The organism is Streptomyces sp. GB4-14, from assembly GCF_022696125.1.
Taxonomy (GTDB): Bacteria; Actinomycetota; Actinomycetes; order Streptomycetales; family Streptomycetaceae; genus Streptomyces; species Streptomyces werraensis.
Window position 1 is genome coordinate 1,029,119 of the sequence record NZ_RZHO01000002.1, and the last position, 24,347, is coordinate 1,053,465.

The following is a 24,347-nucleotide window of genomic DNA, read 5'->3' on the forward strand; positions in this document are numbered from 1 at the left end:
CGGGGTGGGATGACGGTGTGGAGTCGTGGTCCGTGCGCGACGGGAGGACAGCGATGGCGGTACCGGACCTGTTCGACGCGCGGGCGGCCTCCCCCTCGCCGGCCGCGCGGGCCTCGTACGGCAAGCGGGCGCGGGGGCGTGCGCCCCGCTCGTCGCATGCCGGGTTCACTCCGGCGCACGGCCGGCCGGACCCCGTGGACGTGCTGGAACGGCAGTCCGCGACCCGGCTGCCCGAGCTGGTGCCGGTCCGCTACGGACGGATGCTGGAGTCGCCGTTCCGCTTCTACCGGGGCGCCGCAGCGATCATGGCGGCGGACCTCGCGCCGGTCCCGGACACCGGGCTGACCGTGCAGCTGTGCGGGGACGCGCATCTGCTGAACTTCCGGCTGCTGGCCTCCCCCGAGCGGCATCTGGTCTTCGACATCAACGACTTCGACGAGACGCATGCCGGCCCCTTCGAATGGGACGTCAAGCGGCTCGCGGCCAGCTTCGCCATCGCCGGGCGGGCGAACGGTTTCACCGTGGCCGAGCAGAGCGGCGCGGTGCGGGCCTGCGTCGCCGCGTACCGGCTGCGCATGCGGGAGTTCGCCGGGATGCGCGCGCTGGACATCTGGTACGCGCAGGACGACGCGGACCGGTTGCGCGAGCTGGCGTCCTCCTCCCTGACCGCGGAGGCCCGGCGGCGTACGGCCGAGGCGGCCCGCAAGGCGCGCAGCCGCACCCACCTCCAGGCGTACACGAAGCTCACCCGTGCCACGCCGCAGGGGCGGCGCATCGCGGCGGACCCGCCGTTGATCACCCCGCTGCGCGACCTGCTGGACGGCGCGCCGGCCGAGGAGAAGGGCCTGCGCGCGGTGCTGGACGGTTACGCGCGGTCGCTGGCGTCGGACCGCCGGCACCTGCTGAGCCGCTACCGTCCGGTCGACGTGGCCCGGAAGGTGGTGGGCGTCGGCAGTGTCGGCACCCGCTGCTGGATCGTGCTGCTGCTCGGCCGGGACGACGACGATCCGCTGCTGCTCCAGGCCAAGGAGGCGCAGGAGTCGGTGCTCGCCCCGTACACGGACGGCGAGGAGCCCGACAACCAGGGCCGGCGGGTCGTGGAGGGGCAGCGGCTGATCCAGACGACCAACGACATCCTGCTCGGCTGGACCCATGCGACCGGGCTCGACGGCCGGCCCCGCGACTTCTACGTACGGCAGCTGCGCGACTGGAAGGGCATCGCCCGGCCCGAGACGATGGACCCCGGCCTGCTGCGCCAGTTCGCCCGGCTGTGCGGAGCGAGCCTGGCGCGGGCCCACGCCAGGTCCGGCGACCCGGTCGCCGTCGCCGCCTACCTGGGGCGGAGCGACCGCTTCGACCGGGCGCTCGCGGCGTTCGCGCAGGACTACGCCGACCGCAACGAACGCGACTTCGCGGCGCTGGGCGAGGCGGTGCGGGCCGGCCGGGTGCGCGCCGAGGGGACTGACTGAGCCTCCGCGTCCCTGGCGGCGCTCACCGCGGCGCCTGGCGCAGTTCCAGGATCCGCAGGCCGAGGGACTGGCAGCGGGCGAGCAGCCCGTAGAGGTGCGCCTCGTCGACCACCTGCCCGAACAGCAGGGTCTGCCCGGACAGCGTCACGTGCTCCAGCTCCGGGAACATGCGGATCAGCGGTTCCGAGAGCTGCCCCTCGACGCGGATCTCGTAGCGCATGAGCCGCTCCACGGGTGGTGCCCGGAGCGGGCGGACCTCGCCCGCCCCTTTCCGATGGTCCGGCCCTCGGCGGCGGCGCGGCTCACCCCCCACAGGTGAGAGGGGCGGCGCGGGGCGCGCTCAGTGTTTCAGCCACAGCTTGCTCGCCAGGATGATCAGCCCCAGGACAAGGTTGACCAGGGCCGACAGCACCAGCAACCGTCCCGGCGCGCCCGCCTGCCGGGCCGCGGCCACGGACCAGCCCACCTGGCCCGTCACGGCGACGGACAGCGCGAGCCACTGGCCCCCCTGCACGTCGAGTCCCAGCACGGGTCCGACGCCGACGGCGACCGCCGGCGGCACCGCGGCCTTGACGATCGTCCACTCCTGCCGGCACACCCGCCGGACGACGGCGAGGTCCGGCGGACGCTGCGCCAGCCGTGCTCCGAACAGGTGGGCGTGCACATGGGCGATCCAGAACACCACACCGGTGAGCAGGAGCAGGAGCACGAGCTCCAGCCGGGGGAAGGACCCGAGCGTGCCGGCACCGACGATGACGGAGGCGGCGAGCATGGACCCGTAGACACCGCCGGTGTAGTCGGCGTGCGTGCGGCGGGGGGCGGGCGTGCCGTCCGCCCCCGTCCCGGGGTCCGCCGAACCCCCGGCATCGGGGGCGCCCGACGGGGCCTGCGCGTCGCCCATGGCGCGCGACCCGGCCTCGTCCGGCGCTCCCGGGTGCCCCGCGGCCGGCGTCTTTGCGGGTGCCGCGTCCGCCGGGCTCCCCTCGGCGCGCGGCGCGGTCGTCTCCTCCGCCGGGTCCCTCACGCGGGGCGCCGCGGAGGTCTCACCGGCCGGGACCGGGTCCCGCGTCGTACCCGGCGCGGAGGTACCGCCCGCCGACGCCGTGGGTTTCCGCTCGGGGCGGCCCCATGACCACGGGGCCCGTCGGGGCGTCATGGCGTGACGCCCGCTCACAGCAAGCCCAGTTCGCGGGCGCGGCGGACCGCCTCGCTGCGGCGGCCCACCGACAGTTTCCGGTACACGTTCTTCAGGTGCGTCTTCACCGTGTTCACCGAGACGTACAGGTCGGCGGCGATCTCCTCCGTGGACATCGCCAGGGCCAGTCGCCGCAGTACGTCCCGTTCACGGCCGCTCAGTTCCTCGACGAGAGGGGGTGGGCCTCCGGCCGGGCGGGGAGGGGTGGGGCGGCGGTGGCGTGGGGCGGGCGCCAGGTAGGGGCGGATCCAGGAACCCGCCTCGGCGAGGGGGCGGCGAAGACCCTCCCGGTGTGCCTCCGTCACCGCACGGGCGACCAGGCGGCGGGCCGCGGGGGCGTCCCCCGCGCGGTCGGCCGCCCGTGCCCGTACCAGCGCGGCCCGTACGGTCACGGCCGGTCCGGCGTGCCCGTCGACGACCGCGCGGTCGAGGAGCCGTACGGCCGCCTCGGGCCGTCCTGCGGCCAGCAGCACCCGCGCCGCCCCCACCGCGCAGGCAGGCTGGCCGGGGGGCACCTCGGGCAAGAGTGCCGCGGCGTCCTGCGGGCGGCCCTCGGCGAGGTCGGCGGCCGCCGCGACCAGGGCCGTCTCGCCCCTGGCCCACGGCGAGACGGCGTCGGCCCGCACCCCGGGCTCGACCGCCTTCCACGCCGCGCGGGGTTCACCGCGCGCCAGATGCAGACGTGCGGCGACCAGGGCCCGCCCGGCCTCGAGGACGGGGTCCCGCAGCGCGGGGTGCGACTCGCCCGCCGTGTCGAGCAGCGTCCGCGCCTGCCCCAGTTCCTCGCGTTCCACGGCCACGGCGGCGAGGACGAGACGTTCCACGCCGGAGGCGGCGGGCCGGGCGATCCCGGACCGTTCCGTCTCCGCGAGGGCCTCGCGTGCCGTGCGTTCGGCGCGGCCGGGCCAGCCGTGCAACACGTCGAGGAGGGCGAGCCGTGCCAGCGCGTCCTCGCGGGGCAGGGCGGTGGCCGGGGCGCCGGGGCCGGTCGCCGCCGCCCGTGACAGCGCGGCCCGCGCGCCCGCGAAGTCCCCGGCCCACAGCCGGGCGGACCCCAGGTGGTCCAGCAGCAGCGCGAAGAACTCCGGGTGCCGGTCGAGCAGTTCGGCGGGGAGAAGGCACCGCAGCGCCTCGGCCTCGCGCACGGCGTCCTCGGCGCGGCCGGGCGCGCCGGACAGCCGGGCGACGAGGGCGTCCAGGAGGGCACACCCCATCCGGACGGCGGCCGTGTCCGTCTCACCCTCCGGGCCGTCGTACCGGGCGGTCCGCTGCCGTGCCCGCCGCAGCCGGAGGGCGCCTCCGGCGAGGTCGCCCCGGGAGAGCCGGGCGGCGGCGCGCACGAGTTCCGGCGCGGGCCCGTCACCGCCCCCGGGCCCCATGCGGGAGAACATCACGTCGAGGACGTCGGCGCGGGGGCCGGTGAAGAACTGGCCGAGAGCGAGGTCGTCGACCAGGGCGGAGGCGGTGAACTCCCAGTCCTCGGCGGCGGCGCCGTGCCCGAGCGCCGCCGGGAGCGCCCCGGCCGTTCGGAGGCAGACGGCGGCCCGCCGGTGCAGCTCGGGCTCCAGTCCCGGCCGGCGCATCCGCAGGTGGGCGCGGAGGATCTCCGCGAACAGGGGGTGCAGCCGGTACACGCCGTGGCCGACGTGCTGGACGAAGGCGTTGCTCCGGTGCAGCCGGGCCAGCACGGCCTCGGCGTCGGCGCGTCCCGTGACCGCGTTGGCCAGCCGCGGGCCGAACCGGTCGAGGACGCTGACCCGCAGCAGCAGCTCCTGCGTCCCGTCGTCCTGCCGTCTGAGCACCTCGGCCAGCAGGAAGTCGGCGACGGCGCTGCGGTCGGCCTCGAACTCCTTGAGGCAGAGCTCCGGGTCCGGGGCCTCCTCGGCCGCCAGCGCGCACAGCCGCAGTCCGGCGGCCCACCCCCGGGTCCGCTCCACGACCCCGCGCACCGCGGCCGGGGACAGCCGCAGGCCGTGCGCCTCCATCAGCCGGGCCGCCTCGCCGGGCGTGAAGGCGAGCTCCGCGTCGCGGATCTCGGTCAGCTCGCCCGCGGCCCGGTAGCGGTGCAGGGGCAGCAGCGGCTCGGTGCGGGTGACGAGGACCAGCCGCAGCCCGGGCGCCGAGTGGCGCAGCAGGAAGTCGAGCTGGGCGGCGGTCTCCGGGGCGGTGACCCGGTCGAACTCGTCCAGCACCAGGACCACCGGCCGGTCCCGTGTGCTGAGGAGGGCGGCGAGCCGGGCCGGCAGGGCATCGCTAACCCGGTTCGCGTCGGCCGGGGAGGCGATGTCCCCGGGCAGCGGCACGCCACCGGTGCGCAGCGCCTGGAGGAGGTACGCCCAGAACATGCCGGCGCCCTGCCCGTCGGTGTCGGTGGTGAGCCAGGCGACGGGCAGCTCGGGGCGCCCGGCCACCCAGTCCGCGACCAGCAGCGTCTTCCCGGCGCCGGCAGAGCCGTTCACCATGGTCAGGGGGGTGTGCAGGGCACCGTCGAGGTGCCCGGCCAGCCGCTCCCTGCGCAGGAACGTGTGCGGCGGCGCGGGGACGGCGAAGCGGGTGCGCAGGAACGGGTCGCCGTGCGGGTCGTACGGCCCGCTCTGCGGGTCGTGGGGGCCCGTGTGCTGCTCCCCGGCAGGGCTGACGTCGCCCTCGTCTGCGGATGTCACGGCATTCACCGCCCTCGTCGGGCCGCGCTCGCCTCCAGCATCCCAGCAGCGGGGCCGGGGGGCGCGCCGAGGCCGGGGTCTCGGCTAGCGTCGCCGTATGAGCACCACGGAGTCCCTCGCCGCGGCCCTGGCGGACGGCCCGGTCGTCCTGGACGGCGGCATGTCCAACCAGCTCGCGGCGGCCGGGCACGACCTGAGCGACGAGCTGTGGTCGGCACGGCTCCTCGCGGACGAGCCGGAGGCGGTCACGGCGGCGCATCTCGCGTACTTCGAGGCGGGCGCGGACGTGGCGATCACGGCGAGCTACCAGGCGACGTTCGAGGGCTTCGCCCGGCGCGGGATCGGCCGGGAGCGCGGCGCGGAACTGCTGGCGCTGAGCGTGGAGTGCGCGCGTACGGCGGCCCGCCGCGCCCCGGGTCCGCGCCGCCCGCGGTGGGTGGCGGCCTCCGTCGGCCCGTACGGCGCGATGCTCGCGGACGGCTCCGAGTACCGGGGCCGCTACGGACTGCCGGTCGCGGAGCTGGAGCGGTTCCACCGCCCGAGGCTGGAGGTCCTGGCGTCCGCCGCCCCGGACGTCCTCGCCCTGGAGACGATCCCGGACACGGACGAGGCCGAGGCGCTGCTGCGCGCGGTGCGCGGGCTGGGGGTGCCCGCCTGGCTGTCGTACTCGGCGGCAGGCGGGCGCACGCGGGCGGGGCAGCCGCTGGAGGACGCGTTCGCCCTGGCCGCGCGGGCGGACGAGGTGATCGCGGTCGGCGTCAACTGCTGCACGCCGCAGGACGCGGACCACGCGGTCGCCGTCGCCGCGGGGGTGACGGGCAAGCCGGTGGTGGTCTACCCGAACAGCGGCGAACAGTGGGACGCCCGGGCCCGCGCCTGGACCGGTGAGCCCACGTTCTCGGCGTCCCGGGTGACGGGCTGGCGGGACGCGGGGGCGCGGCTGATCGGAGGGTGCTGCCGAGTGGGTCCGGACACGATCACGTCGATCGCGGGGACGCTGCGGGCGGCGTAGGGCGCCTTTCGAACTCTCTTGTGCCGGGCCCGCACCGTGGTACGGTGCGATGAGTGCCGTGCGGCGCCCCGTCGGGCGCCGGGCCGGTCCTCACCGCCGAAACCTTCTTCGCTTCGGCGTCTCTCTCAGCCGTCACGTCGGCTCTCGCATCGCTTGCGTACGGCTTTCCCACACGGTCGCACGGCGACCGCAGTGAGGTTCCACCGCTGTGAGGCGCGAACACGCCCTCCCCCAAGACCGCGGTTCCCCCTTCTTCGCTTCATGTTCCTGTTTCTGTCCGTCCTCGAAAGGACTCACCACATGACCACCGCCCTCGACCGCCCCACCCGTCAGTCCTCCGGACGGCAGCAGCAACAGCGGTCCGTCACCGTCACCGGTGTCCTCGACGTCGACGCGACCGGGAAGGGGTACCTGCGCGGCGCCGGCCTCGTGGCCGGGTCGTCCGACCCCGTCGTCTCCGCCGCCCTGGTGCGCCGGCATTCCCTGCGCAAGGGCGACCTGGTGGAGGGCGTCCTCGGCGACCGCCGGGCGCTCACCGACATCGCCCGCGTCGACGGCCGTACGCCCGGCTCGCTCGCGGGCCGTCCCCACTTCCGCGACCTGGCCCCGGTCCATCCCCACCGCCGGCTGCGCCTCGAACACCGGGCGTCCGGACTCGCCGGCCGGGTCGTCGACCTGCTGGCCCCGGTGGGCAAGGGGCAGCGCGGACTGCTCGTCGCGCCGCCCAAGACCGGCAAGACGGTCCTCATCCAGCAGCTCGCGGCGGCCGTCGCGGGGAACCACCCCGAGTGCCGGCTGATGGTGGTGCTGCTCGACGAGCGTCCCGAAGAGGTCACCGACATGCGGCGCTCGGTCCACGGCGAGGTGTACTCCTCGACGTTCGACCGTCCCGCCAAGCAGCACATCGCGCTCGCCGAGCTGGTCGTGGAGCGGGCCAAGCGGCTCACGGAGGCCGGCGAGGACGTGGTGATCCTGCTGGACTCGCTGACGCGGCTGTGCAGGGCGTACAACAACGCGGCGGGCCCGGGCGGCCGCACCCTCAGCGGCGGCGTGGACTCCGCCGCGCTGATCGGCCCGAAGCGGTTCTTCGGCGCCGCGCGCGAGACGGAGGGGGGCGGTTCGCTGACGATCCTCGCCTCCGCGCTGGTGGACACCGGGTCCCGTGCGGACGAGTTCTTCTTCGAGGAGCTCAAGGGCACGGGCAACATGGAGCTGCGCCTGCACCGCGAGTCGGCGTCACGGCGCCTGTTCCCGGCCGTCGACATCACCACCTCGGGCACCCGCCGCGAGGAACTCCTCCTCACCTCCGAGGAACTGACAGCCACGCAGGGCCTGCGCCGCGCCCTGACCTCCCGCGACCCGGCGACCGACCTGGAGACGCTGCTGACGCGCCTGCAGGAGACCCCGGACAACGCGGCGTTCCTGCGCCAGGTACGGCCGACGCTGCGGAACGGCTGACGGCGGCCCGGGAGTCACAGCTGCTCCCCCCGCTCGGGCATGTCCGGCGGGTGCACCCCTCCGCCGTCCTTGATGTCGTCCTCGCAGGTACGCCGGTCGTGGGTCGACTGGTCGTTGGGGATCAGCAGGACCTCGTCGACCCGTTCGGGGCGGTCGGCCTCGAGGTAGTAGTCGCCCGTGTAGGGGCCCTTCGGGCCGAACACCTGGGCGGAGTACATCGTCTGACAGCCCAGCACCACGCGCTTCTCGTCCACCGCGCAGACGTCGACCGCGGGTTCGCTTCCCTGCCCGGCTCCCTCGAAGCGGATGTCGAAGTGGATCTGGTCGCCTTCCGCGGGCACCTGCGGATGCGGCTCCCTGCGCCAGCCGGTCACCTCGGCGGTGACGCCGACGGGCCGTCCGCTCTCGTCCACGATCTCCACCCGCACACCCGCTTTCCCGCGCTCCGCGGTCGAGTCGGAGCAGCTCCACAGAACTCCGCAGCCGGACAGGCCGAGCACCGCCAGGGCCGATGACGTGCCGGCGAGTATGCGTGCGAGGGTCACCGGGGCGACCTCCCTTTCCATGACATCGCCCCTTCAGGGGCGGGGATGCAGGATTTCCAGTGTCCCCGTCTCCGTGTCGAAGCTGCGCAGGGTCGTGAGGTGGGCCGACAGCGGGGGTGGGGGGAGGAGGTCCGGGATGCGGCGGCTGGTGAAGGCGCCGGGGCGGCGGGTGCGGCCGAGGGTGATGTGGGGGCTCCAGTTGCCCGGCGCGTGCAACGGGTTGAGCGTCTCGGGGCGGTTGTCGGAGGTCACCGCGTCCCAGACCCTCCGATGCAGGCCGGCCAGCGCGGCGTCGATCGCCAGCGACCAGGCCAGGACGGACGTGGGCCGCTCGAAGCGGATGAGGCCCGCGAAGCGGACCGGCAGGGGCAACGCGGCTGCCGCCTCGGCCAGTTCCCAGCGGATGGGGGGCGTCAGCTCCGGGCATGCGGCCAGGGTGAGATGCGGGCTGTTGGTCGGTGAGCGGTGGCGTGCCTGACTCGGCAGCCCGGCGTCCGCGAGCCGCCGCCACGCCTCCCGTACCGTCGACTCCGCCGCCTCGTCCAACAACAGTTCCACCGTGCGCACCGCCAAAGCCTACGTGTGCGCCGGTGCGCCCCCCTTCGCATCGAACAGCGCGTTGCGGATGGGGCAACGTCCGCGACGCCGAGCCCGTCCGCGCCTTCAATGGCAGGCATGGTGCGCACATCGACAACTTCACGTGTCCTCACCGCCGTCGCCGCGGCCGTTCTCTCCCTCGCTTCCTGTTCCTCCGGTGACGGTGACGACCGTCGTGAGGGCCGGGCGGCGGGCGGGGGTGACGCCTCCGCGTCCGCGTCCCGTTCGCCTACGCCCTCGCCCTCCCCCACCCCCACCGGCCCCTGCGCCGACGGCTCCTGTGAGGTCACCGTCGGCGTCGGGGACGTCGTCGAGGTTCCCGCGTCGTACGGGCTCGGGCCGATCGAGGTCACCGCGGTCGGTGGGGACGACGTCGAGATGGTCGCGCCGATCCACGGGTCGGGGTACAGCATCGCCGGATGCTCCGGGGGCGGCAGCGTCACGTCGCAGGGCGGCGGGGGTGTGCGGCTGCGGTGCGGCGTGGGACCCGCCGCCACCCTCAACGACGCCATGCGCCTCACCGTCGTCGAGGTCCGCGGCGAGACCGCCGTGCTCCGTGTCGCACCCGTCTCCTGAGCGGCGGCGGGGGCGGCGAAAACCATTGGCGGACCGCGGCCGCCACGGCCGAGCATGAGCCGTATGACCGACGCACCCGCGCGATGGACCCGGGCCACCGTCCACCCCGACATGTGGACCGACCCGGACGACGACCCCCGGAACAACGAGGGCCCCGGGCCCGACGGTGAGCTGCCGACGCTTCAGGACGTCCTCCAGAACTACCGGCTGACGCTGCTCATGAAGTGCGAGGGTCTCACCCCGGAGCAACTGGCGCGGCGGTCGGTGCCGCCGTCGACGATGTCGCTGCTCGGGCTGGTGCGGCACATCGCCGAGGACGAGCGGGACTGGCGGAACTGGATCACCCACGGGGAGCCCCTGCCGAAGCTGTACGGGCGGAGGGACGCGGACTTCGACGAGGCCGTCGGCGAGCAGGCCCTGGTCGACGCCGCGTTCGCGGACCTGAAGCGGGAGCAGGAGGCCACCGACGCCGTGCTGGACGCGCATCCGGACCTCGGCGAACACATCGGGCGGGAGAACATCGCCGTACGGGAGCTGCTCGTGCACCGGATCGAGGAGTACGCCCGGCACTGTGGCCACGCCGACCTGCTCCGCGAGTGCGTCGACGGCCGCGTGGGGCAGTGAACGGGGCGTCGCCCCCGCGTCCGCCCGTGTGCGGCGGCATGCCGATGGTGTACCAATAGGGGAAATGCCCGCTATGCCCGTGTCATGCTGTGGTTTTGTTCGATCACGGGCGTGTCGGGAGGCCGGGTGGACCCCTCGCGTGGAGGGCTGGACGAGCGGACCAGCCGTGGCCGGCGTGCGGCTGCCGCCGGCGCGTGGCCGGGGTGGACGCGTTGAGCGAGCACGACGAGCAGGGCGAGCGGGCGGGGCCCGGTCCCGGCGCGGAGCCTCCCCAGGACCCGGACCTCCGGCTCCACCTGGACAGCGAGCTGGAACGGATCGGCACCCAGTTGCGTGCCCTGACCGACGCCAAGGACCGGCTGCAGGGGCTGCTCGACGCCGTCCTCGCCATCAGCGGCGAGCTGGACCTGTCCGCCGTGCTGCGGCGGATCGTCACCACCGCGATGGACCTGATCGGCGCCCGCTACGGAGCCCTGGGCGTGCTCCACGAGTCCGGCGAGTACCTGAAGGAGTTCATCACCGCGGGACTGAGCGAGGAGGAGCGCGGCGCGCTGTCCGGGGTGCCCTTCCCGCACGGCCGCGGAGTGCTGGGACTGCTGATCCGGAATCCGGAGCCGCTGCGCGTCCGGAACATCCCCGGGCACCCCTCCTCCGCCGGGTTTCCGCCCGGGCATCCCCCGATGCGGACGCTCCTCGGCGTGGCCGTCAGCGTCCGCGGCGAGATCTACGGCGATCTGTACCTCTCCGAGCGGTACGACGGCCGGCCGTTCGACCGGCAGGACGAGGACGTCGTCGTCGCCCTGGCGGGCGCCGCCGGCATCGCCATCGAGAACGCCCGCCTGTTCGGGCAGGTGCGGGAGAGCGCCGAGCGGTTCCAGCGCCTGCTGCTGCCCGCCCTCCCCGACCTGAGCCCCTTCGAGGCGGCGACCGTGTACCGGCCGGCCGCGCAGCCCCGCCGGCTCGGCGGCGACTGGTACGACGCGATGGTGCTGCCCGACGACACGGTCGGCGTGGCGATCGGGGACGTCGGCGGCCACGACCTGGACGCGGCCGCCGCCATGGCCCGTATCCACAGCATGCTGCGCGCTCTGCTCTACGACCGCCGCACCCCGCCCAGCGAGGTGCTCGTCCAGCTGGACCGCACGCTGCAGGCCACCGCGGACATCCCGGTCACCACGGTCTGCCTGGCCCGGATCGAGCCGCACGAGACCGGCTGGGTGCTGCGCTGGAGCACCGCGGGTCACTTCCCTCCGCTGCTGATCACCCCGGACCTGGAGACGGAGTACCTGGAGGCCGAGCCGGGCCTGCCGCTCGCGGTGAACACCGGCTTCGAGCGGCCCGACCACACGCACGAACTGCCCGCCGGCTCGATCCTGCTCTTCTTCACCGACGGGCTGGTCGAGCACCACGCGCACTCCATCGACGAGGGCCTGACCGCCCTGGCCGACCTCGCCGCCACCCACGCCGAACGGCCGCTGAAGGAGTTCGTGCGGGCGCTGGCGGACCACCACCCGAGCGACGGCCAGGACGACATGGCGCTGCTCGCCCTGCGCATCCCGGCCAGTACGCGCTGCCCGGAGCCGGGTCCACCCGAGAACCCGGCTGCCCGAGCAGCGCCCCGGGACCTCAGGTGCGGCGGAGCGCCCCGTTGCGGCGGAGGCGCCGGATGACCGGGCGGAGTTCCGGCGACTGCGGTGTGCGCGCGGCCCGCTCGGCGCCGGGGGCGGCCCACAGGGCCAGTTCGCGGTCGCGGGGGCCGTGCACGACGTGCGGTGCGCCGTCGCCGTACACCTGGACCGGGTGGTGCGGGCCCCACGGCTCCCAGCCGGGGGCGCCGTCGGTGACGAACCGCACCCACGCCCCGTGCATGGCGTCCGCCAGCTCCTGCGGGGCACCCTCGCCCGCAAGCTTGCGGGCGTCGGGGCTGTCGCCGCTGTCGAAGACGAACCCCAGCTCCAGGGCGTGGCAGGCGCCCATGCCGGGACGGTTGGAGGGCCAGGCGAACTCGTAGACGTACGAGGGTTCCGCGCGGCCGTCGGACAGCCGGTGCAGGGGGTCGCGCAGGAGGCGGTCGGTGACCATCTGGCCGACGGTCTCGGCGGTGCCGGCGCCGGGGTGCAGGGCGCGGTAGCCGCGCGGGACCTCGCTGCCGCAGCGGCAGCGCGCCATCGCGCCGGCCAGGGCGACCGGGCCGAGACGGTCGACGCGTTCCGTCAGGCCGCCGGGGACCAGCCAGAGCCGGTACTCGTCGCGGGTCCAGCCGGTCATCAGGGTGATGCCGGGGGCCGCGCCGTCGGTGAGGGCCTCCAGGGGGTCGCGCGGGACGAGGTCTCCGTCGACGACGATGCCGAAGGCGGGCCCGCCGAGCAGCGGGCTGCCGAGCCGGCCGACGTCCGCCTGGGCGCGCAGCAGCTGTTCCCGGTCGACGGCGGCGAAGGCCTCGGCGGTGGCGGGCACCTTGAGGCGGGCGGCCATGCGGCGGACCATGCGCCGCACCTTGTCCCGCTCCATGGACTCGGGCGGTCCGCTCTGCAGGACGGCCTGCCGTATCAGCCCCTGGGACTGCGGCGCGGCGACCAGGGCGCCCGCGCTGATGGCTCCGGCGGACTGGCCGGCGAGGGTGACCCGGCCGGGGTCGCCGCCGAACGCGGCTATGTTCTCGTGCACCCACCGGAGCGCGGCGAGCTGGTCGCGCAGGCCGGGGTTGGCGGGGGCGTCCGGGAAGAGGCCGTACCCCTCGACGCCGAGGCGGTAATTGAGGGAGACGAAGACGACGCCGTCGCGGGCGAAGGTGCGGCCGTCGTACACCGGGACGGCGGACGAGCCCCGGGTCAGCGCGCCGCCGTGCAGCCACACCAGGACGGGCAGCCGGGCGCCCGGCGACGGGTCGGGGGTCCAGACGTTCAGGTTGAGACAGTCGTCGCCCCCGATGTCGGGGTCGGAGAGGTACTCGGCGAAGGCGGGGCTGTACGGGGGTTTGGGCGCGGTGGGCCCGAACGCGCCTGCGTCCCGCACGCCGTCCCACGGCTCGGGCGGCACGGGCGGCCGGAAGCGCCGCGGCCCGAACGGGGGTGCGGCGTAGGGGATGCCGCGGAACACGGCGACCCCCTTCTCCCACCGCCCCCGCACGGCACCGTACGCCGTCGTGACCACGGGCATCTCCCGCTGCGCCGCTGTCGTCATACGCCCACCGCCCTTTCACCCCGCGCGGTACGGGCACGCCGCACGCGCTCCGTGCACTCGACCGGGCCTCGCGGTCCGGTCACCACCGGCACACGGGGCGCCGTGGCGCCGAGCCCCCCACCGGGCGCGAGCCCAACCCGCCGGTAACAACAAGAGCACCACACCTCCCCCCGCTATTCCTCCCCGAACGGTTCGCGGCCCGAGACCGCGTGACGGGGTTCTTCCCGCCCCGTGGCCGCGGTCTCCACCAGGAAGCGCTTTCTGTCCGGTGGGGAGAGACGGGTGGACCCGATGGGCCGAACGGGGCTGTCAGCGGGCCGCGGCCCAGGTGATCCCGCCGCGCAGATGGGCGCGGAAGAGCGGGTCGCCGTAGGCCTCGACGGTGTGGCCGAGGGCGGTGTAGAAGACACGGCCCGCGCCCTGCGTGCGGCACCAGGCCAGCGGGTGGTCGTCCCCCATCGTGCCCCCGGCGTACGAGGTCTCGTCGGCGGAGAGCAGGACGCGCACCGAGGGCCGCGGGCCGGCCTGGAAGTCGTACCACTCGTCGGTCACCTCCCAGACGGGAGGCAGGTGCCGGGTCGCCGGGTGGTCGTGGTCCTCGACGAGGGCACGGCCGGGCTGGACCGGGGGGTGGCCGGCGAAACGTGCGCCGAGGAGGTCGCCGTAGTAGGGCCAGCCGTACTCCGTGCAGGCCGCCGCGTGCACGCCGACGAAGCCGCCGCCGCCCTCGACGTACGCGGCGAGCCGCTCGCGCCCGGCCGGGGTGAGCACGTCGCCGCTGGTGGAGAGGAACACGACCGCCGCGTACCGGTCGAGCGGCTCCTCCAGCGCCGCGGGGTCCTCGTGGGCGTGGACCTCGAAGCCGCCGAGGGAACGCAGCGCGGCGATGCCGGCCGGGATGGAGTCGTGCCGGTAGTCGGTGGTGCGGGTGTAGACGAGGAGCGCGGGGTCAGCCATGCGCCGGAGCCTACGCGCGCGTGCGCGAGCCCCGGCCGCGGGGCCCGCGCCTACGATGGGCTCAGCGCGCCGCACCACGGGAAGGGGACACCGGAGCCGATGAGCCTGCGCCAGTACGAGTACGCCCTCGCCGTCGCCGAGGAGGGCTCGGTGACCGCGGCCGCCGAACGGCTGCACGTGGCACAGCCCTCGGTGTCCCAGCAGATCCGCGGGCTGGAGCGGGAGCTCGGGGTGAAGCTGTTCGCCCGCACTCCGACGGGGCTGGTGCCCACCACGGTGGGCTGGGCGTTCCTGCGGGAGGCGCAGGTCGCCGTGACCGCGTCCCGGCGGGCGCGTGCGACCGCACGGGCCGGTGCCGAGGACCTGGTGGGCGAGCTGGTGGTCGCCGTGCAGATGGGCTTCGGCACACGCCAGTTGCCCCGCGCCCTGGGCGAACTGCGCCGCCGGTACCCCCGGTTGGAGACCACCGTCTTCGAGGAGCCCAGCGCGGCCGAGCTGGACCGGCTGTGCCGCCGGGGCGCGCTGGACTTCGCGCTGATGGCGGCCTGCGACCGCACCCCCTCCGACGCCCACCGCCTGGGCCACGAGGAGCTGGTCGTGGTGCTGGGCGAGGGCCACCCGCGACTGGACTCGGAGCGGGTGGAGTTGAGCGAGCTGAAGGATGAGCCGTGGGTGCGGTTCGACCGGGACAGCGCCCTCGACGCCGTCCTGGTGGAGGTGGTCCAGGATCACGGGCTGACGCCGGTGACCGCCGCCCGGGTGTCCCAGGCGGCGACGGCCGTGCGCTGGGCCGCCGAAGGGCTGGGCGTGACGCTGCTGCCCGCGTCGGCGGTGCCGCCCGGTCACGAGCACGTCGTCCGCCCGGTGGCCCCGGCCCTCTCCCGCCCGGTCATCGCCGTGCTCCGGCAGGACGCGGGCCCGGCGGAGAGGACGCTGCTCGAGCTCCTGCGGAAGGAGAAGTGGTCGGGGGCCGCGCCGGAAGCCGTGTCGCTTTCCCGGAATTCCTGACGCGGCCGGCCGCGGACCGACCGTGAATTCACCGCGGGAATTCCCCGCCGTCCACCACGAGGTTGGTGCCGGTGACCCAGCTCGCCCGGTCGGAGACGAGGTACAGCACCGCGTGGGCGATGTCGTCCGGCAGGCCCTCACGGCCGAGGGGCGGGGTCGACGTGGCGCCGGTGGTGTCGCTCAGGGCGGCCCACTGCCTGCGCGTCTCCTCACCGCCGGGGGTGGCCGTGCGGCCGGGGGTCACCGTGTTGACCCGGACTCCGTCGGGCGCCAGCTCAGCGGCCAGTCCGCGGCTGTAGTTCTCCAAAGCCGCCTTGGCCGCCGTGTAGTGCAGGAACAGAGGGCCCGGAACGGGCACCACGGCCGACGACACGTGCACGATCGCCCCCGCGCGCCGCTCCCGCATCCCCGGCGCCAGCAGCGCGTCCAGCCGTACCGCCGACAGGTAGTTGAGGTCCAGCGCGCCCTGCCACTCCGCGTCCGGGATGACCAGGGCGCCGGGGTACGGGGTCGCGCCGCCCGCATTGTGGACGACGATGTCCACGCCTCCGAGCCCCTCCCGCACGGCTTCCGCGAGCGCTTCCGCGCCCTCGCGGGTCCGCACGTCGGCCGCCGTGAAGCGGGCCCCCTCCGGCACGGTGCCGGAGGCCGAGCGGGCGGTGGTCAGCACGTCGGCGCCCGCGTCGAGGAGCCGGCGCACGACGGCCGCCCCGATGCCCCGGGTGCCGCCCGTGACGAGGGCGCGCTTTCCCGTGAGTTCGCGCGTTCCGGCGGACTTTTCGTTCTGCAGTGCGGTGGACATGATCCGTCCTTTCGTCGACGGGCCATCGGGAGGGAATTCCACGGAACTGAGGAATTCGGGGAACGAGAAGACCGTACGTGCGCCCGGAAACGGAAATCAAAGACGAAAAGTGAGGCGAGGGTATAGGCATCGCCTATGGCCTCCTCCAGGACCCGTGTCCGATTCGTTCAAGACGCCCGCCCCGTCCCCGCCCTACCGTCGGCCGCATGAGCACACGATTCGATGCCATCGGACTGGTCGTCTCGGACATGGCCGCCTCCGTCGCCTTCTACCGGCGGCTCGGGCCTGCGTTCCCTCAAGGGGCCGAGACGGAGGGACACGTCGAGGCGGAACTGCCGGGCGGGATGCGGTTGTTGCTGGACACCGAGGAGACGGTCCGGTCGTTCCACCCGGGATGGCGGCCTCCGTCGGGCGGGGGCCGCACCTCCCTGGCCGTGCGCTGCGACAGCCCCGCGGAGGTCGACGCGCTGTACGCGGAGCTGGTGGAGGCCGGGGCCCGTGCCGAGCTGAAGCCGTGGGACGCGGTGTGGGGGCAGCGGTACGCCGTCGTGCTCGACCCGGACGGCAACGGGGTGGACCTCTTCGCCCCGCTCCCCTCCCGGGACTGACGCTCGGCGCGTGGGCCGCGGGCGTCCCTCGGCAGGTCCGGCAGACGGGCGGCCCGGGCCTCGCTCCCGGACCGGGGGGCCACGGTGAACACGCCGATGAGCGCGGCGGCCACGTCCTCCGCGGTGACGCCGGAGGAGGCCGCCCGCCGCACGGCCCGCGTCCAGGAGGGCGGTGACGGCGGTCAGCAGCTCGGTCCGGGTCCGCGCACAGGCGGTCCCGCCCGCGCCGGTCAGCGCGAGCAGGCTGTCGAGCATGCCGTTCGTGGTGGCGATCCGGTCGCCGAAGAGGTCCGTCAGGCGGCGTGGCGCGACGGCGTCATCGGCCCCTGGACTCCTTAGGCGTCATGCGGCCGGCCCGGGCGGCACCAGCTCCCGCAGCGCCACCCCCGTCAAGCTCCGTACCTCACGCGACAGATGGGGCTGGTCCGCGTAGCCGGCGCGGATCGCGGTCTCCGCGAGGGGGACGCCCGAGCGGGCCAGCGCCAGGGCACGGCGCATGCGGAGGATGCGGGCCAGGGTCTTCGGGCCGTAGCCGAAGGCGGTGAGCGAGCGGCGGTGCAACTGGCGTGGGCCGAGGCCCAGTTCGTCGGCCGTCCCGGCGACCGGGCGGCCTGCGTCGAGGGCCGCGACGAGGCGGCTCAGTAGCGGGTCGGGCGGGCCGGCCGACGCGGCCAGGCGCAGGGCGACCTCCTCGAGGCCGCGCGCCGGGTGGTGCGCCGCGCGCACGCGGGCGGTCACGCGCCGCACCTCAGCCGCCGGCCACAGATCGGCCAACTCCACGCGGAGGTCGCGCAGTTCGTGCGCGGGCACGCCCAGCAGCGAGGGCGCGGTGCCGGGGTGGAAGCGGATCCCGGACCAGGGTCCTGCCGCTCCTCCGTCGACGTGCGCGTGGGTGTCGGGGCCCGCGACCAGCAGGCGGCCGTCGTGCCACAGCAGGTCCATGCAGCCGTCCGGCAGCACCCGGCCCGTCCCGTCCTCACCGGCGGGCACGCTGGTCCACACGACCGCGCCCGGCAGCCGTGACGCGCGCTCCCTGTACACGGGTCCAGGTTACGCGGCGGCCCGGTTCCGCCACTCCTGCGGACTGACGTCGTAGGCCCGTTTGAAGGCGGTGGAGAGGGCGAAGGCGCTGCTGTAGCCGACCTGGCGGGCGATGGCGGCGAGGGTGTCGTCGGTCTCGCGCAGCCGGTCGGCGGCGAGGGCGAGGCGCCAGCCGGTGAGGTACGACATCGGAGGTTCGCCGACGAGCCGGGTGAAGCGTCGGGCGAGCGCGGCCCGCGAGACGCCGGCCTTCCCGGCGAGCCCGGCAACGGTCCAGGGGCGGGCCGGGTCGTCCTGGAGGAGCCGCAGCACCGGGCCGACGACCGGGTCGGACAGCGCCTCGTACCAGGCGGGCGGCTTCGCCTCGGGGCGGGCGAACCAGGCGCGCAGGGCGGCGATGACGAGGAGGTCGAGCAGCCGGTCCAGAACGACCTCCTGGCCGGGGGCGTCCCGCCCGACCTCCTGCATCAGCAGCGGGGTGAGCGGGCACTCCCACACGTCGGCGCCCAGGGAGAGCAGCGGCGGCAGCGCGTCCAGCAGCCGGCCGCCGATCTCGCCGCGCATCTGGTAGGTGCCGATGAGCAGCACGGTCCCGCTGTCGGGGCGGTCTCCCCAGGTGCGGACGCCGAGGTCCATCGAGCCGTTGAGGGGCCGTCCGTCCGGGTAGTGGCACCGGCCGCCGGGCAGGATCAGCGCCTGCGGCGCGGTGCCGGGGGCGTCGGCGCAGGTGTACGGGTCGGGGCCGCGGGCGACGGCGAGGTCGCCGGCGCGCAGCCGGATCCTCTCGCCCCGGTCGGGCAGCAGCCAGGCGTCGCCGCGTACGAGGAGCATCACCGTCAGCGGGGCGCGGTCCTCCACCCGCACCGCCCACGGCGGGTCGAAGCACGCCCGGATCATGAACGCGCCGCGGGCGCGGGGGCCCTCCAGCAGACCGGTGAGTGCGTCCATGAGGGTCAGCGTAGACGCGTGCGTATGCGGGCGCGCCGCTCGGCGATGGTTCCCCCCGGCCGACGGCGGTTGACTCGGAGGCATGGACGGGACGACGCGTACGAAGGACATGACACTGGTGGTCACCGGGGCCTCGGGACGGACCGGGAGCCGGGTGGCGCGGGCCGCGGAGGCGGCCGGGATGACGGTGCGCCCGGCGTCGCGGGCGACCGGCTTCGACTGGGCGGACCGGACGACGTGGGCGGGCGCGCTGCGCGGGGCCGACGCGGCCTATCTGGTGCACCCGGCCGACGTGGGCGCACCGGGGACGGCCGAGGCGGTCGGCGCGCTGGCGGAGACCGCCCTGGGCGTGGGGGTGCGGCGGCTGGTGCTGCTGTCGGCGCGGGGCGAGGACCAGGCGCTGCCCGCGGAGGAGGCGCTGCGGGCGTCCGGCGCGGACTGGACGGTGGTGCGGTCGGCGTGGTTCGCGCAGAACTTCGGCGAGGGGCCGCTGGCGGAGGAGCTGCGGAGCGGGGAGCTGGTGTTCCCGGCGGGCGAGGTGGCGGAGCCGTTCGTCGACGTACGGGACGTCGCGGAGGTGGTGGTGGCCGCGCTGGCCGGCGGGGAGCGGTACGCGGGGCGGACACTGACCGTGACGGGGCCGCGGCTGCTCACCTGGGCGGAGGCGGTGGCGGAGATCGCGGAGGCGACGGGACGGCCGCTGACGTACCGGGCGGTGCCGGCGGACGCCTACCGGGGGACGCTGACCGGGTTCGGGGTGCCGGACGAGGAGGCCGCGTTCCTCGTCGAGGTGTTCGCGACCCTGCTCGACGGACGCAACGCGCACGTGGAGGACGGGGTACGCCGGGTGCTGGGCCGGGAGCCGCGGGACTTCTCCGACGTCGTGCGGCAGGCGGCGGCGGACGGGGTCTGGAAGGGGTGAGGCCCCCCGGAACCCTTCGCGTCGGCCCAGCCGGAACCCCTCGTGTCAGTCGCGGCGCTTGTCGTCGTGCCCAGGGACGTCCCCGGACCCGTTGCGGGGCTGGGCGGACTTGGAGTGGGTGCGGAGGCGGGAGGTGACGTCCTCGGGGGGCAGGAAGCGCGACCAGCGTTCGGGGAACTCGGACGGCATGTCGGGGTCCGCGTTCCCGGACGCGGTGGTGCGGGCGACGTACTCGGCGACCTGCGCCTGCCGCTGCCGCTCGTTGGCCTCGCGGGCCGCGGCGGTGGCGGCGGCCGGCCACACCCGGTCGATGGCCGCGTTGACGGCCGCCCCGACGAGCACGGCGAACGCGGACACGCCGATCCACAGCAGTACGGCCACGGGGGCGGCGAGGGAGCCGTAGATGGTGGGGCCCTCGACGGTGTTGGTGAGGTAGATGCGCAGCAGGAAGCTGCCCAGCACCCACATGGCGAGGGCGACCAGCGCGCCCGGCACGTCCTCGATCCACGGGGAGCGGACGGGCACGGACACGTGGTAGAGCGTGGTCAGGAAGGCCACGGAGAGCAGGATGACGACGGGCCAGTAGAGGATCTGCACGACCGTCGTCGACCAGGGCACGACGTCCACCACCGCGTCCGGTCCCGCGACCATCAGCGGCAGCGCGACCGAGCCGATCAGCAGGGCCACGATGAACAGCAGGAAGGCGAGCAGCCGGGTCCTGACGATGCCCCGGACGCCGTCGAGGCCGTACATGACGGTGATGGTGTCGATGAAGACGTTCACCGCCCGGGAGCCCGACCACACGGCGATCAGGAAGCCGAGGGAGATCACGTCGGGCCGGCCGCCCTTGGTGACGTCTCTCAGGATCGGCTCCGCGACCTCCGTGACGCCGCGGTCGGACAGCACCGTGCGGGAGGCGTCCAGAAGGTTGCGCTGCACGCTCTGGATGGTGTCCGCGCCGGTCCACGCGTCGACGTAGCCGAGCAGACCGATCAGACTGAGCAGCAGCGGGGGCACCGACAGCAGCGTGAAGAACGCCGCCTCGGCCGCCAGGCCCAGGATGCGGTACTCCATGCACGAGTTGACGGTGTCCTTGAGCAGCAGCCAGGCCGTCCTGCGTTTGGAGACGTTCCGGTACAGGGCGCGTGCCCGGTGGAGGCGACCGGAGGGCGCGTCTGGGGATTCACTTGCTGGCTGCACGAACCAAAGGTATCCGCCACGCCCGGCGCCACTCACCCACAGGCCGGGTCCTCACGTGAGGCGGGCCGGGGGGCGGGGTAGGTTCGCCCCATGGCAGGCATCACGCACACCGTGACCAACCAGGTTCCGCCGCTCGTCCAGTACGACGTGTTCGGCTCGGACCCGGCCCTGGTGGAGGCGGTCGAGCGGCACCTGACGCCCGAGGCCCGGGAGGACGGGCTCGCGGAGCTGTCGGCGCTGGGGCACACGTGCGGATCCGCCCAGGTGCAGGAGTGGGGGGCGCAGGCGAACGAGAACCCGCCGCGGCTGCGCACCCATGACCGGTACGGCCGGCGGATCGACGAGGTCGAGTTCCATCCGGCCTGGCACCGGCTGCTCGGCAAGGGCGTCTCGGCGGGGCTGACGGCGGCCTGGGGACGGTCCGGCGGACATGTGCGGCGGGCGGCGGCCTTCCTGATGTGGACGCAGGTGGAGGCGGGCAACTGCTGTCCGCTGTCGATGACGCACGCGGCGGTGCCCGCGCTGCGCACCGACCCGGAGCTGGCCGCGGAGTGGGAGCCCCGGCTGACGTCGGTGGTCTACGACCGCGCCCTGCGGCCCGCCGGGCAGAAGCCCGGCGCGCTGTTCGGTATGGGGATGACCGAGAAGCAGGGCGGCAGCGACGTCCGGGCGAACACGACGGCCGCGCGGCCGCTGGCCGAGGACGGGACGTACGCGCTGACCGGGCACAAGTGGTTCTGCTCGGCGCCGATGTCGGACGCCTTCCTGGTACTGGCGCAGGCGCCCGGCGGGCTGACGTGCTTCCTGGTGCCGAGGGTGCTGGAGGACGGCTCCCGCAACGTCTTCGCCCTGCAACGGCTCAAGGACAAGCTGGGCAACCGCTCCAACGCCTCCGCCGAGGTCGAGTTCGACGGGACGTGGGCGCGCCGGGTCGGCGAGGAGGGCCGCGGGGTGCGCACCATCCTCGGGATGGTGGCGGCCACGCGGCTGGACTGCGTGCTGGGCTCGGCGGGGCTGATGCGGCAGGCCGTGGCGCAGGCGGTGCACCACTGCGCGTACCGGGAGGCGTTCGGCGGGAAGCTGGTCGACAAGCCGCTGATGCGGAACGTGCTGGCCGACCTGGCGCTGGAGTCGGAGGCGGCGACGACGCTGGCGCTGCGGCTGGCGGCGGCGTACGACGACGGCGGCGAGCAGGAGCGGGCGCTGCTGCGGATCGCGGTGCCGGCGGCGAAGTACTGGGTGACGAAGCGGTGCGCGCCGGTCGCGGTGGAGGCGTCGGAGTGCCTCGGCGGCAACGGCTACGTGGAGGAGTCGGGGATGCCCCGGCTGGTGCGGGAGTCGCCGCTGAACTCGATCTGGGAGGGCGCGGGCAACGTGCAGGCGCTCGACGTGCTGCGGGCACTGGGCCGTGACCCGGGGACGCTGGACGCGTATCTGCGGGAGGTCGGGCGGGCGCGCGGGGCGGACCACCGGCTGGACGCGGCGATCAAGGGCCTGCTGACGGATCTGGCGGACCTGGAGGGCGCCGAGGGGCGGGCGCGGCGGCTGACGGAGCGGCTGGCGCTGGTGCTGCAGGGGTCGCTGCTGGTGCGGTACGCGCCGCCGGAGGTGGCGGACGCGTTCTGCGCGGGGCGGCTGGGCGGCGACGCGGGCGCCGCGTTCGGGACGCTGCCGCACTCCCTGGATCTGGCATCGGTGGTGGACCGGGCCCGCCCGCACCTCTGATACCCGGCTCGGGGAAACGCCCCGGGGGCGCGGGGAACTGCGCGACCGACCCCCACGCACCCGCACCCGCCGACGCGCACCAAGAGGCACCCCGCGTCAGCGCACACCGCCAAGCCGTCGGCAGGCATGCCGCGGGGGTGGTGCTGCGCCGACACGGCACCACCCCCGCCGCCACGGACTCCCGAAGAGCCGTGCACGCCGCTCGGGACGGCGTCGCTCAAGTTTCAATCAGTGAGCGTTCGTGTCACCAGAGTTGCAGGGGGTTGCAACTTGCTGTTTCCGTGTGGGTACTGAGCGTCCTCAGCGCGGGCAGACGGCAGTATTGGGGTCCGACAGGTTTTCTTCCGGGAGGGGTCCGGTGGCGCTCTCGCCGATGGACGTGTCGCATCTGGCCGCCGTCGACACCGTGCGCGCGGCGCGTGTACTCGACGAGGTCCGTTCCGCCGCGCTGTCGGGGCGGCCCGCGCCCGTCCCTCCCCGTCCGGTGATCGGGCAGTCCTGGGAGCGGGTGCTGCGCAGCGGGGTGGACCCGGACCACGGCCGGCGCAGCGGGCTGCTGTCGATGGACGAGGTGCGGCGGCGCCGGGAGACCTCGCCGCTGCGGCACGTGGTGCCGGTGCTGCGCGAGGGGCTGCTGTCGGTCGCGGACGTCGCCCGCCACATCATGGTGGTGGCCGACGACGAGGGCCGGGTGCTGTGGCGGGAGGGCAGCGCGCCGGTGCTGCGCAAGGCGGACGGGCTGGGCTTCGAGGTCGGCGCGGACTGGCGTGAGGACGTCGTCGGCACCAACGGGGTGGGCACGCCCGCGGTGACCGGGCGTCCCGTGCAGGTCTTCGCCTCCGAGCACTTCGTCCGGTCGCACGCCACGTGGACCTGCGCGGGCGCGCCCATCACCGACCCGCGGGACGGGCGGCTGATCGGCGTGGTCGACGTGAGCGGCCCGCTGGACAGCATGCACCCGGCGACGCTTGCGTGGGTGGACTCGGTGGCGAAGCTGGCCGAGGCGCGGCTGCGGGAGATGCACCTGCGGTCGCTGGAGCGGCTGCGCGCGGTGGCGGCGCCGGTGCTGTCCCGGATCGACGGGCGGGCACTGGTGGTGGACCGGCACGGGTGGACGGCGGCGGTGACCGGGATGCCGTACACGGAGCGGCTGGCGCTGCCCAAGTCGGTGTCCGCGGGCCAGCGGTGGCTGCCGGCGCTGGGCCGGTGCTCGCTGGAGCCGCTCGCCGGGGGCTGGCTGGTGCGGGCGGCGGACGAGCCGTCGCCGCGTCCCGCCGCGCGGATCGTGCTGGACCTCGGCGGGCCGCGCCGCCGGTCGGTGCGGGTGTCCGACGGGGCCGGCTCGTGGACCCGTGAACTGAGCCCGCGGCATGCCGAGTTGCTGTATCTGCTGGCCGTGCACCGGGCGGGCCGCAGCGCCGCCGACCTGGCCCGTGACGTGTTCGGCGACCCGGCCCGCACGGTGACGGTCCGCGCGGAGATGTCCCGCGTACGGCGCTATCTGGGGGCGCTGCTGGAGCACCGGCCGTACCGCTTCACGGAGTCCGCCGAGGTGGAGGTGGTGCTGCCGGACAGTCCCGGGGGCCTGTTCCCGCGCACGGCGACCTCCCCCGGGCTGGTGCGCGGCTCGCACTGAGGATCTGGCCGGAAACCGCCGCGCCGACGGGGTACATCTGTACGTGGGCACGTGCCCTCGGGCGGCCCGCGCGTGAAATTGCAGGGTCCTCGTCCCGTCCGGCGTCCGGCTGCCGTAGCATCCGGGGACGGGCCGTCCCATCTGCTCCACGGTCAACCCGCGGATCACCGGACGCAGT

At 75.0% G+C, this 24,347-nt stretch carries 23 protein-coding genes; 12 read left to right on the forward strand and 11 right to left on the reverse strand.

The annotated features are described in order from the left end of the window. The first annotated feature begins 53 nt into the window (after nt 1-53). Nucleotides 54-1,469 carry a DUF2252 domain-containing protein gene (locus ELQ39_RS05955; protein ID WP_242591259.1) on the forward strand — a complete coding sequence of 472 codons (1,416 nt, stop codon included), beginning with the start codon at nt 54-56 and terminating at the stop codon, nt 1,467-1,469. Between the two features lie 22 nt (nt 1,470-1,491). On the opposite strand, the gene ELQ39_RS05960 is transcribed toward ELQ39_RS05955, so the two are convergent. From ELQ39_RS05960 to ELQ39_RS05970, 3 genes are all read right to left on the reverse strand, one after another. Continuing rightward, complete coding sequence (locus ELQ39_RS05960; protein ID WP_190001330.1) at nt 1,492-1,689, reverse strand: hypothetical protein; 198 nt, start codon at nt 1,687-1,689, stop codon at nt 1,492-1,494. Nucleotides 1,690-1,809: 120 nt separating this feature from the next. Beyond that, complete coding sequence (locus tag ELQ39_RS05965) at nt 1,810-2,370, reverse strand: hypothetical protein (protein WP_391665870.1); 561 nt, start codon at nt 2,368-2,370, stop codon at nt 1,810-1,812. A gap of 269 nt (nt 2,371-2,639) precedes the next feature. After that, on the reverse strand, nt 2,640-5,327 hold the full coding sequence (locus tag ELQ39_RS05970) for a LuxR C-terminal-related transcriptional regulator (protein WP_242591260.1): 2,688 nt from the start codon (nt 5,325-5,327) through the stop codon (nt 2,640-2,642). 97 nt (nt 5,328-5,424) lie between these two features. Between ELQ39_RS05970 and mmuM the strand changes: the two genes are divergently transcribed. Continuing rightward, nucleotides 5,425-6,339: a homocysteine S-methyltransferase gene (gene mmuM, locus ELQ39_RS05975; RefSeq protein ID WP_242591261.1), complete on the forward strand. Its 915-nt coding sequence runs from the start codon at nt 5,425-5,427 to the stop codon at nt 6,337-6,339. Nucleotides 6,340-6,639: 300 nt separating this feature from the next. Then, nucleotides 6,640-7,797: a transcription termination factor Rho gene (gene rho, locus ELQ39_RS05980; protein WP_242591262.1), complete on the forward strand. Its 1,158-nt coding sequence runs from the start codon at nt 6,640-6,642 to the stop codon at nt 7,795-7,797. 14 nt (nt 7,798-7,811) lie between these two features. On the opposite strand, the gene ELQ39_RS05985 is transcribed toward rho, so the two are convergent. Continuing rightward, a complete protein-coding gene (locus tag ELQ39_RS05985; protein WP_228754729.1) occupies nt 7,812-8,363 on the reverse strand; it encodes a hypothetical protein in 552 nt (183 codons plus the stop codon). A gap of 12 nt (nt 8,364-8,375) precedes the next feature. Beyond that, on the reverse strand, nt 8,376-8,909 hold the full coding sequence (locus ELQ39_RS05990) for a 2'-5' RNA ligase family protein (protein WP_242591263.1): 534 nt from the start codon (nt 8,907-8,909) through the stop codon (nt 8,376-8,378). A gap of 108 nt (nt 8,910-9,017) precedes the next feature. Between ELQ39_RS05990 and ELQ39_RS05995 the strand changes: the two genes are divergently transcribed. The 3 genes from ELQ39_RS05995 to ELQ39_RS06005 all read left to right on the forward strand — a co-directional run bounded on the left by ELQ39_RS05995 (nt 9,018) and on the right by ELQ39_RS06005 (nt 11,809). Beyond that, entirely contained in the window at nt 9,018-9,515 is a 498-nt protein-coding gene (locus tag ELQ39_RS05995; protein WP_242591264.1) for a hypothetical protein, read from the forward strand. A 54-nt stretch (nt 9,516-9,569) separates the two neighbouring features. Beyond that, nucleotides 9,570-10,139 (forward strand): DinB family protein, encoded by a 570-nt coding sequence (locus tag ELQ39_RS06000; RefSeq protein ID WP_242591265.1) that lies wholly within the window; start codon nt 9,570-9,572, stop codon nt 10,137-10,139. Nucleotides 10,140-10,342: 203 nt separating this feature from the next. After that, entirely contained in the window at nt 10,343-11,809 is a 1,467-nt protein-coding gene (locus ELQ39_RS06005; protein WP_443334331.1) for a PP2C family protein-serine/threonine phosphatase, read from the forward strand. Here the strand turns inward: ELQ39_RS06005 and ELQ39_RS06010 are convergent. Further along, complete coding sequence (locus ELQ39_RS06010; RefSeq protein WP_242591266.1) at nt 11,766-13,322, reverse strand: carboxylesterase/lipase family protein; 1,557 nt, start codon at nt 13,320-13,322, stop codon at nt 11,766-11,768. The genes ELQ39_RS06005 and ELQ39_RS06010 overlap by 44 nt on opposite strands. Nucleotides 13,323-13,631: 309 nt before the next feature. Further along, nucleotides 13,632-14,279, reverse strand: a complete 648-nt coding sequence (locus ELQ39_RS06015) for a ThuA domain-containing protein (protein WP_242591267.1) — start codon at nt 14,277-14,279, stop codon at nt 13,632-13,634. 99 nt (nt 14,280-14,378) lie between these two features. On the opposite strand from ELQ39_RS06015, the gene ELQ39_RS06020 reads away from it, so the two are divergent. Then, the gene (locus ELQ39_RS06020) at nt 14,379-15,287 is read left to right on the forward strand and encodes a LysR family transcriptional regulator (protein WP_242591268.1); all 909 of its coding nucleotides are present in this window, start codon (nt 14,379-14,381) and stop codon (nt 15,285-15,287) included. 28 nt (nt 15,288-15,315) lie between these two features. Here the strand turns inward: ELQ39_RS06020 and ELQ39_RS06025 are convergent, their stop codons facing one another. Continuing rightward, nucleotides 15,316-16,089, reverse strand: a complete 774-nt coding sequence (locus ELQ39_RS06025; RefSeq protein ID WP_242591269.1) for an SDR family oxidoreductase — start codon at nt 16,087-16,089, stop codon at nt 15,316-15,318. Nucleotides 16,090-16,295: 206 nt separating this feature from the next. Between ELQ39_RS06025 and ELQ39_RS06030 the strand changes: the two genes are divergently transcribed. Then, nucleotides 16,296-16,697: a VOC family protein gene (locus ELQ39_RS06030; protein WP_190001319.1), complete on the forward strand. Its 402-nt coding sequence runs from the start codon at nt 16,296-16,298 to the stop codon at nt 16,695-16,697. 96 nt (nt 16,698-16,793) lie between these two features. Next, complete coding sequence (locus ELQ39_RS06035; RefSeq protein WP_242591270.1) at nt 16,794-17,036, forward strand: hypothetical protein; 243 nt, start codon at nt 16,794-16,796, stop codon at nt 17,034-17,036. A gap of 3 nt (nt 17,037-17,039) precedes the next feature. Here the strand turns inward: ELQ39_RS06035 and ELQ39_RS06040 are convergent, their stop codons facing one another. Next, nucleotides 17,040-17,738: a helix-turn-helix domain-containing protein gene (locus ELQ39_RS06040; RefSeq protein WP_242591271.1), complete on the reverse strand. Its 699-nt coding sequence runs from the start codon at nt 17,736-17,738 to the stop codon at nt 17,040-17,042. A gap of 9 nt (nt 17,739-17,747) precedes the next feature. Then, nucleotides 17,748-18,686 (reverse strand): AraC family transcriptional regulator, encoded by a 939-nt coding sequence (locus ELQ39_RS06045; protein ID WP_242591272.1) that lies wholly within the window; start codon nt 18,684-18,686, stop codon nt 17,748-17,750. Nucleotides 18,687-18,768: 82 nt separating this feature from the next. Between ELQ39_RS06045 and ELQ39_RS06050 the strand changes: the two genes are divergently transcribed. After that, nucleotides 18,769-19,608, forward strand: a complete 840-nt coding sequence (locus ELQ39_RS06050) for an NmrA family NAD(P)-binding protein (protein ID WP_242591273.1) — start codon at nt 18,769-18,771, stop codon at nt 19,606-19,608. Between the two features lie 45 nt (nt 19,609-19,653). Here the strand turns inward: ELQ39_RS06050 and ELQ39_RS06055 are convergent, their stop codons facing one another. After that, complete coding sequence (locus ELQ39_RS06055; RefSeq protein ID WP_190001315.1) at nt 19,654-20,808, reverse strand: YhjD/YihY/BrkB family envelope integrity protein; 1,155 nt, start codon at nt 20,806-20,808, stop codon at nt 19,654-19,656. Between the two features lie 90 nt (nt 20,809-20,898). Here ELQ39_RS06055 and ELQ39_RS06060 point away from each other — a divergent pair, with 90 nt between their 5' ends. Next, nucleotides 20,899-22,533 (forward strand): acyl-CoA dehydrogenase family protein, encoded by a 1,635-nt coding sequence (locus tag ELQ39_RS06060; RefSeq protein ID WP_242591274.1) that lies wholly within the window; start codon nt 20,899-20,901, stop codon nt 22,531-22,533. A 358-nt stretch (nt 22,534-22,891) separates the two neighbouring features. After that, a complete protein-coding gene (locus ELQ39_RS06065) occupies nt 22,892-24,169 on the forward strand; it encodes a GAF domain-containing protein (RefSeq protein WP_400763842.1) in 1,278 nt (425 codons plus the stop codon). The last annotated feature ends 178 nt before the right edge of the window (nt 24,170-24,347 follow it).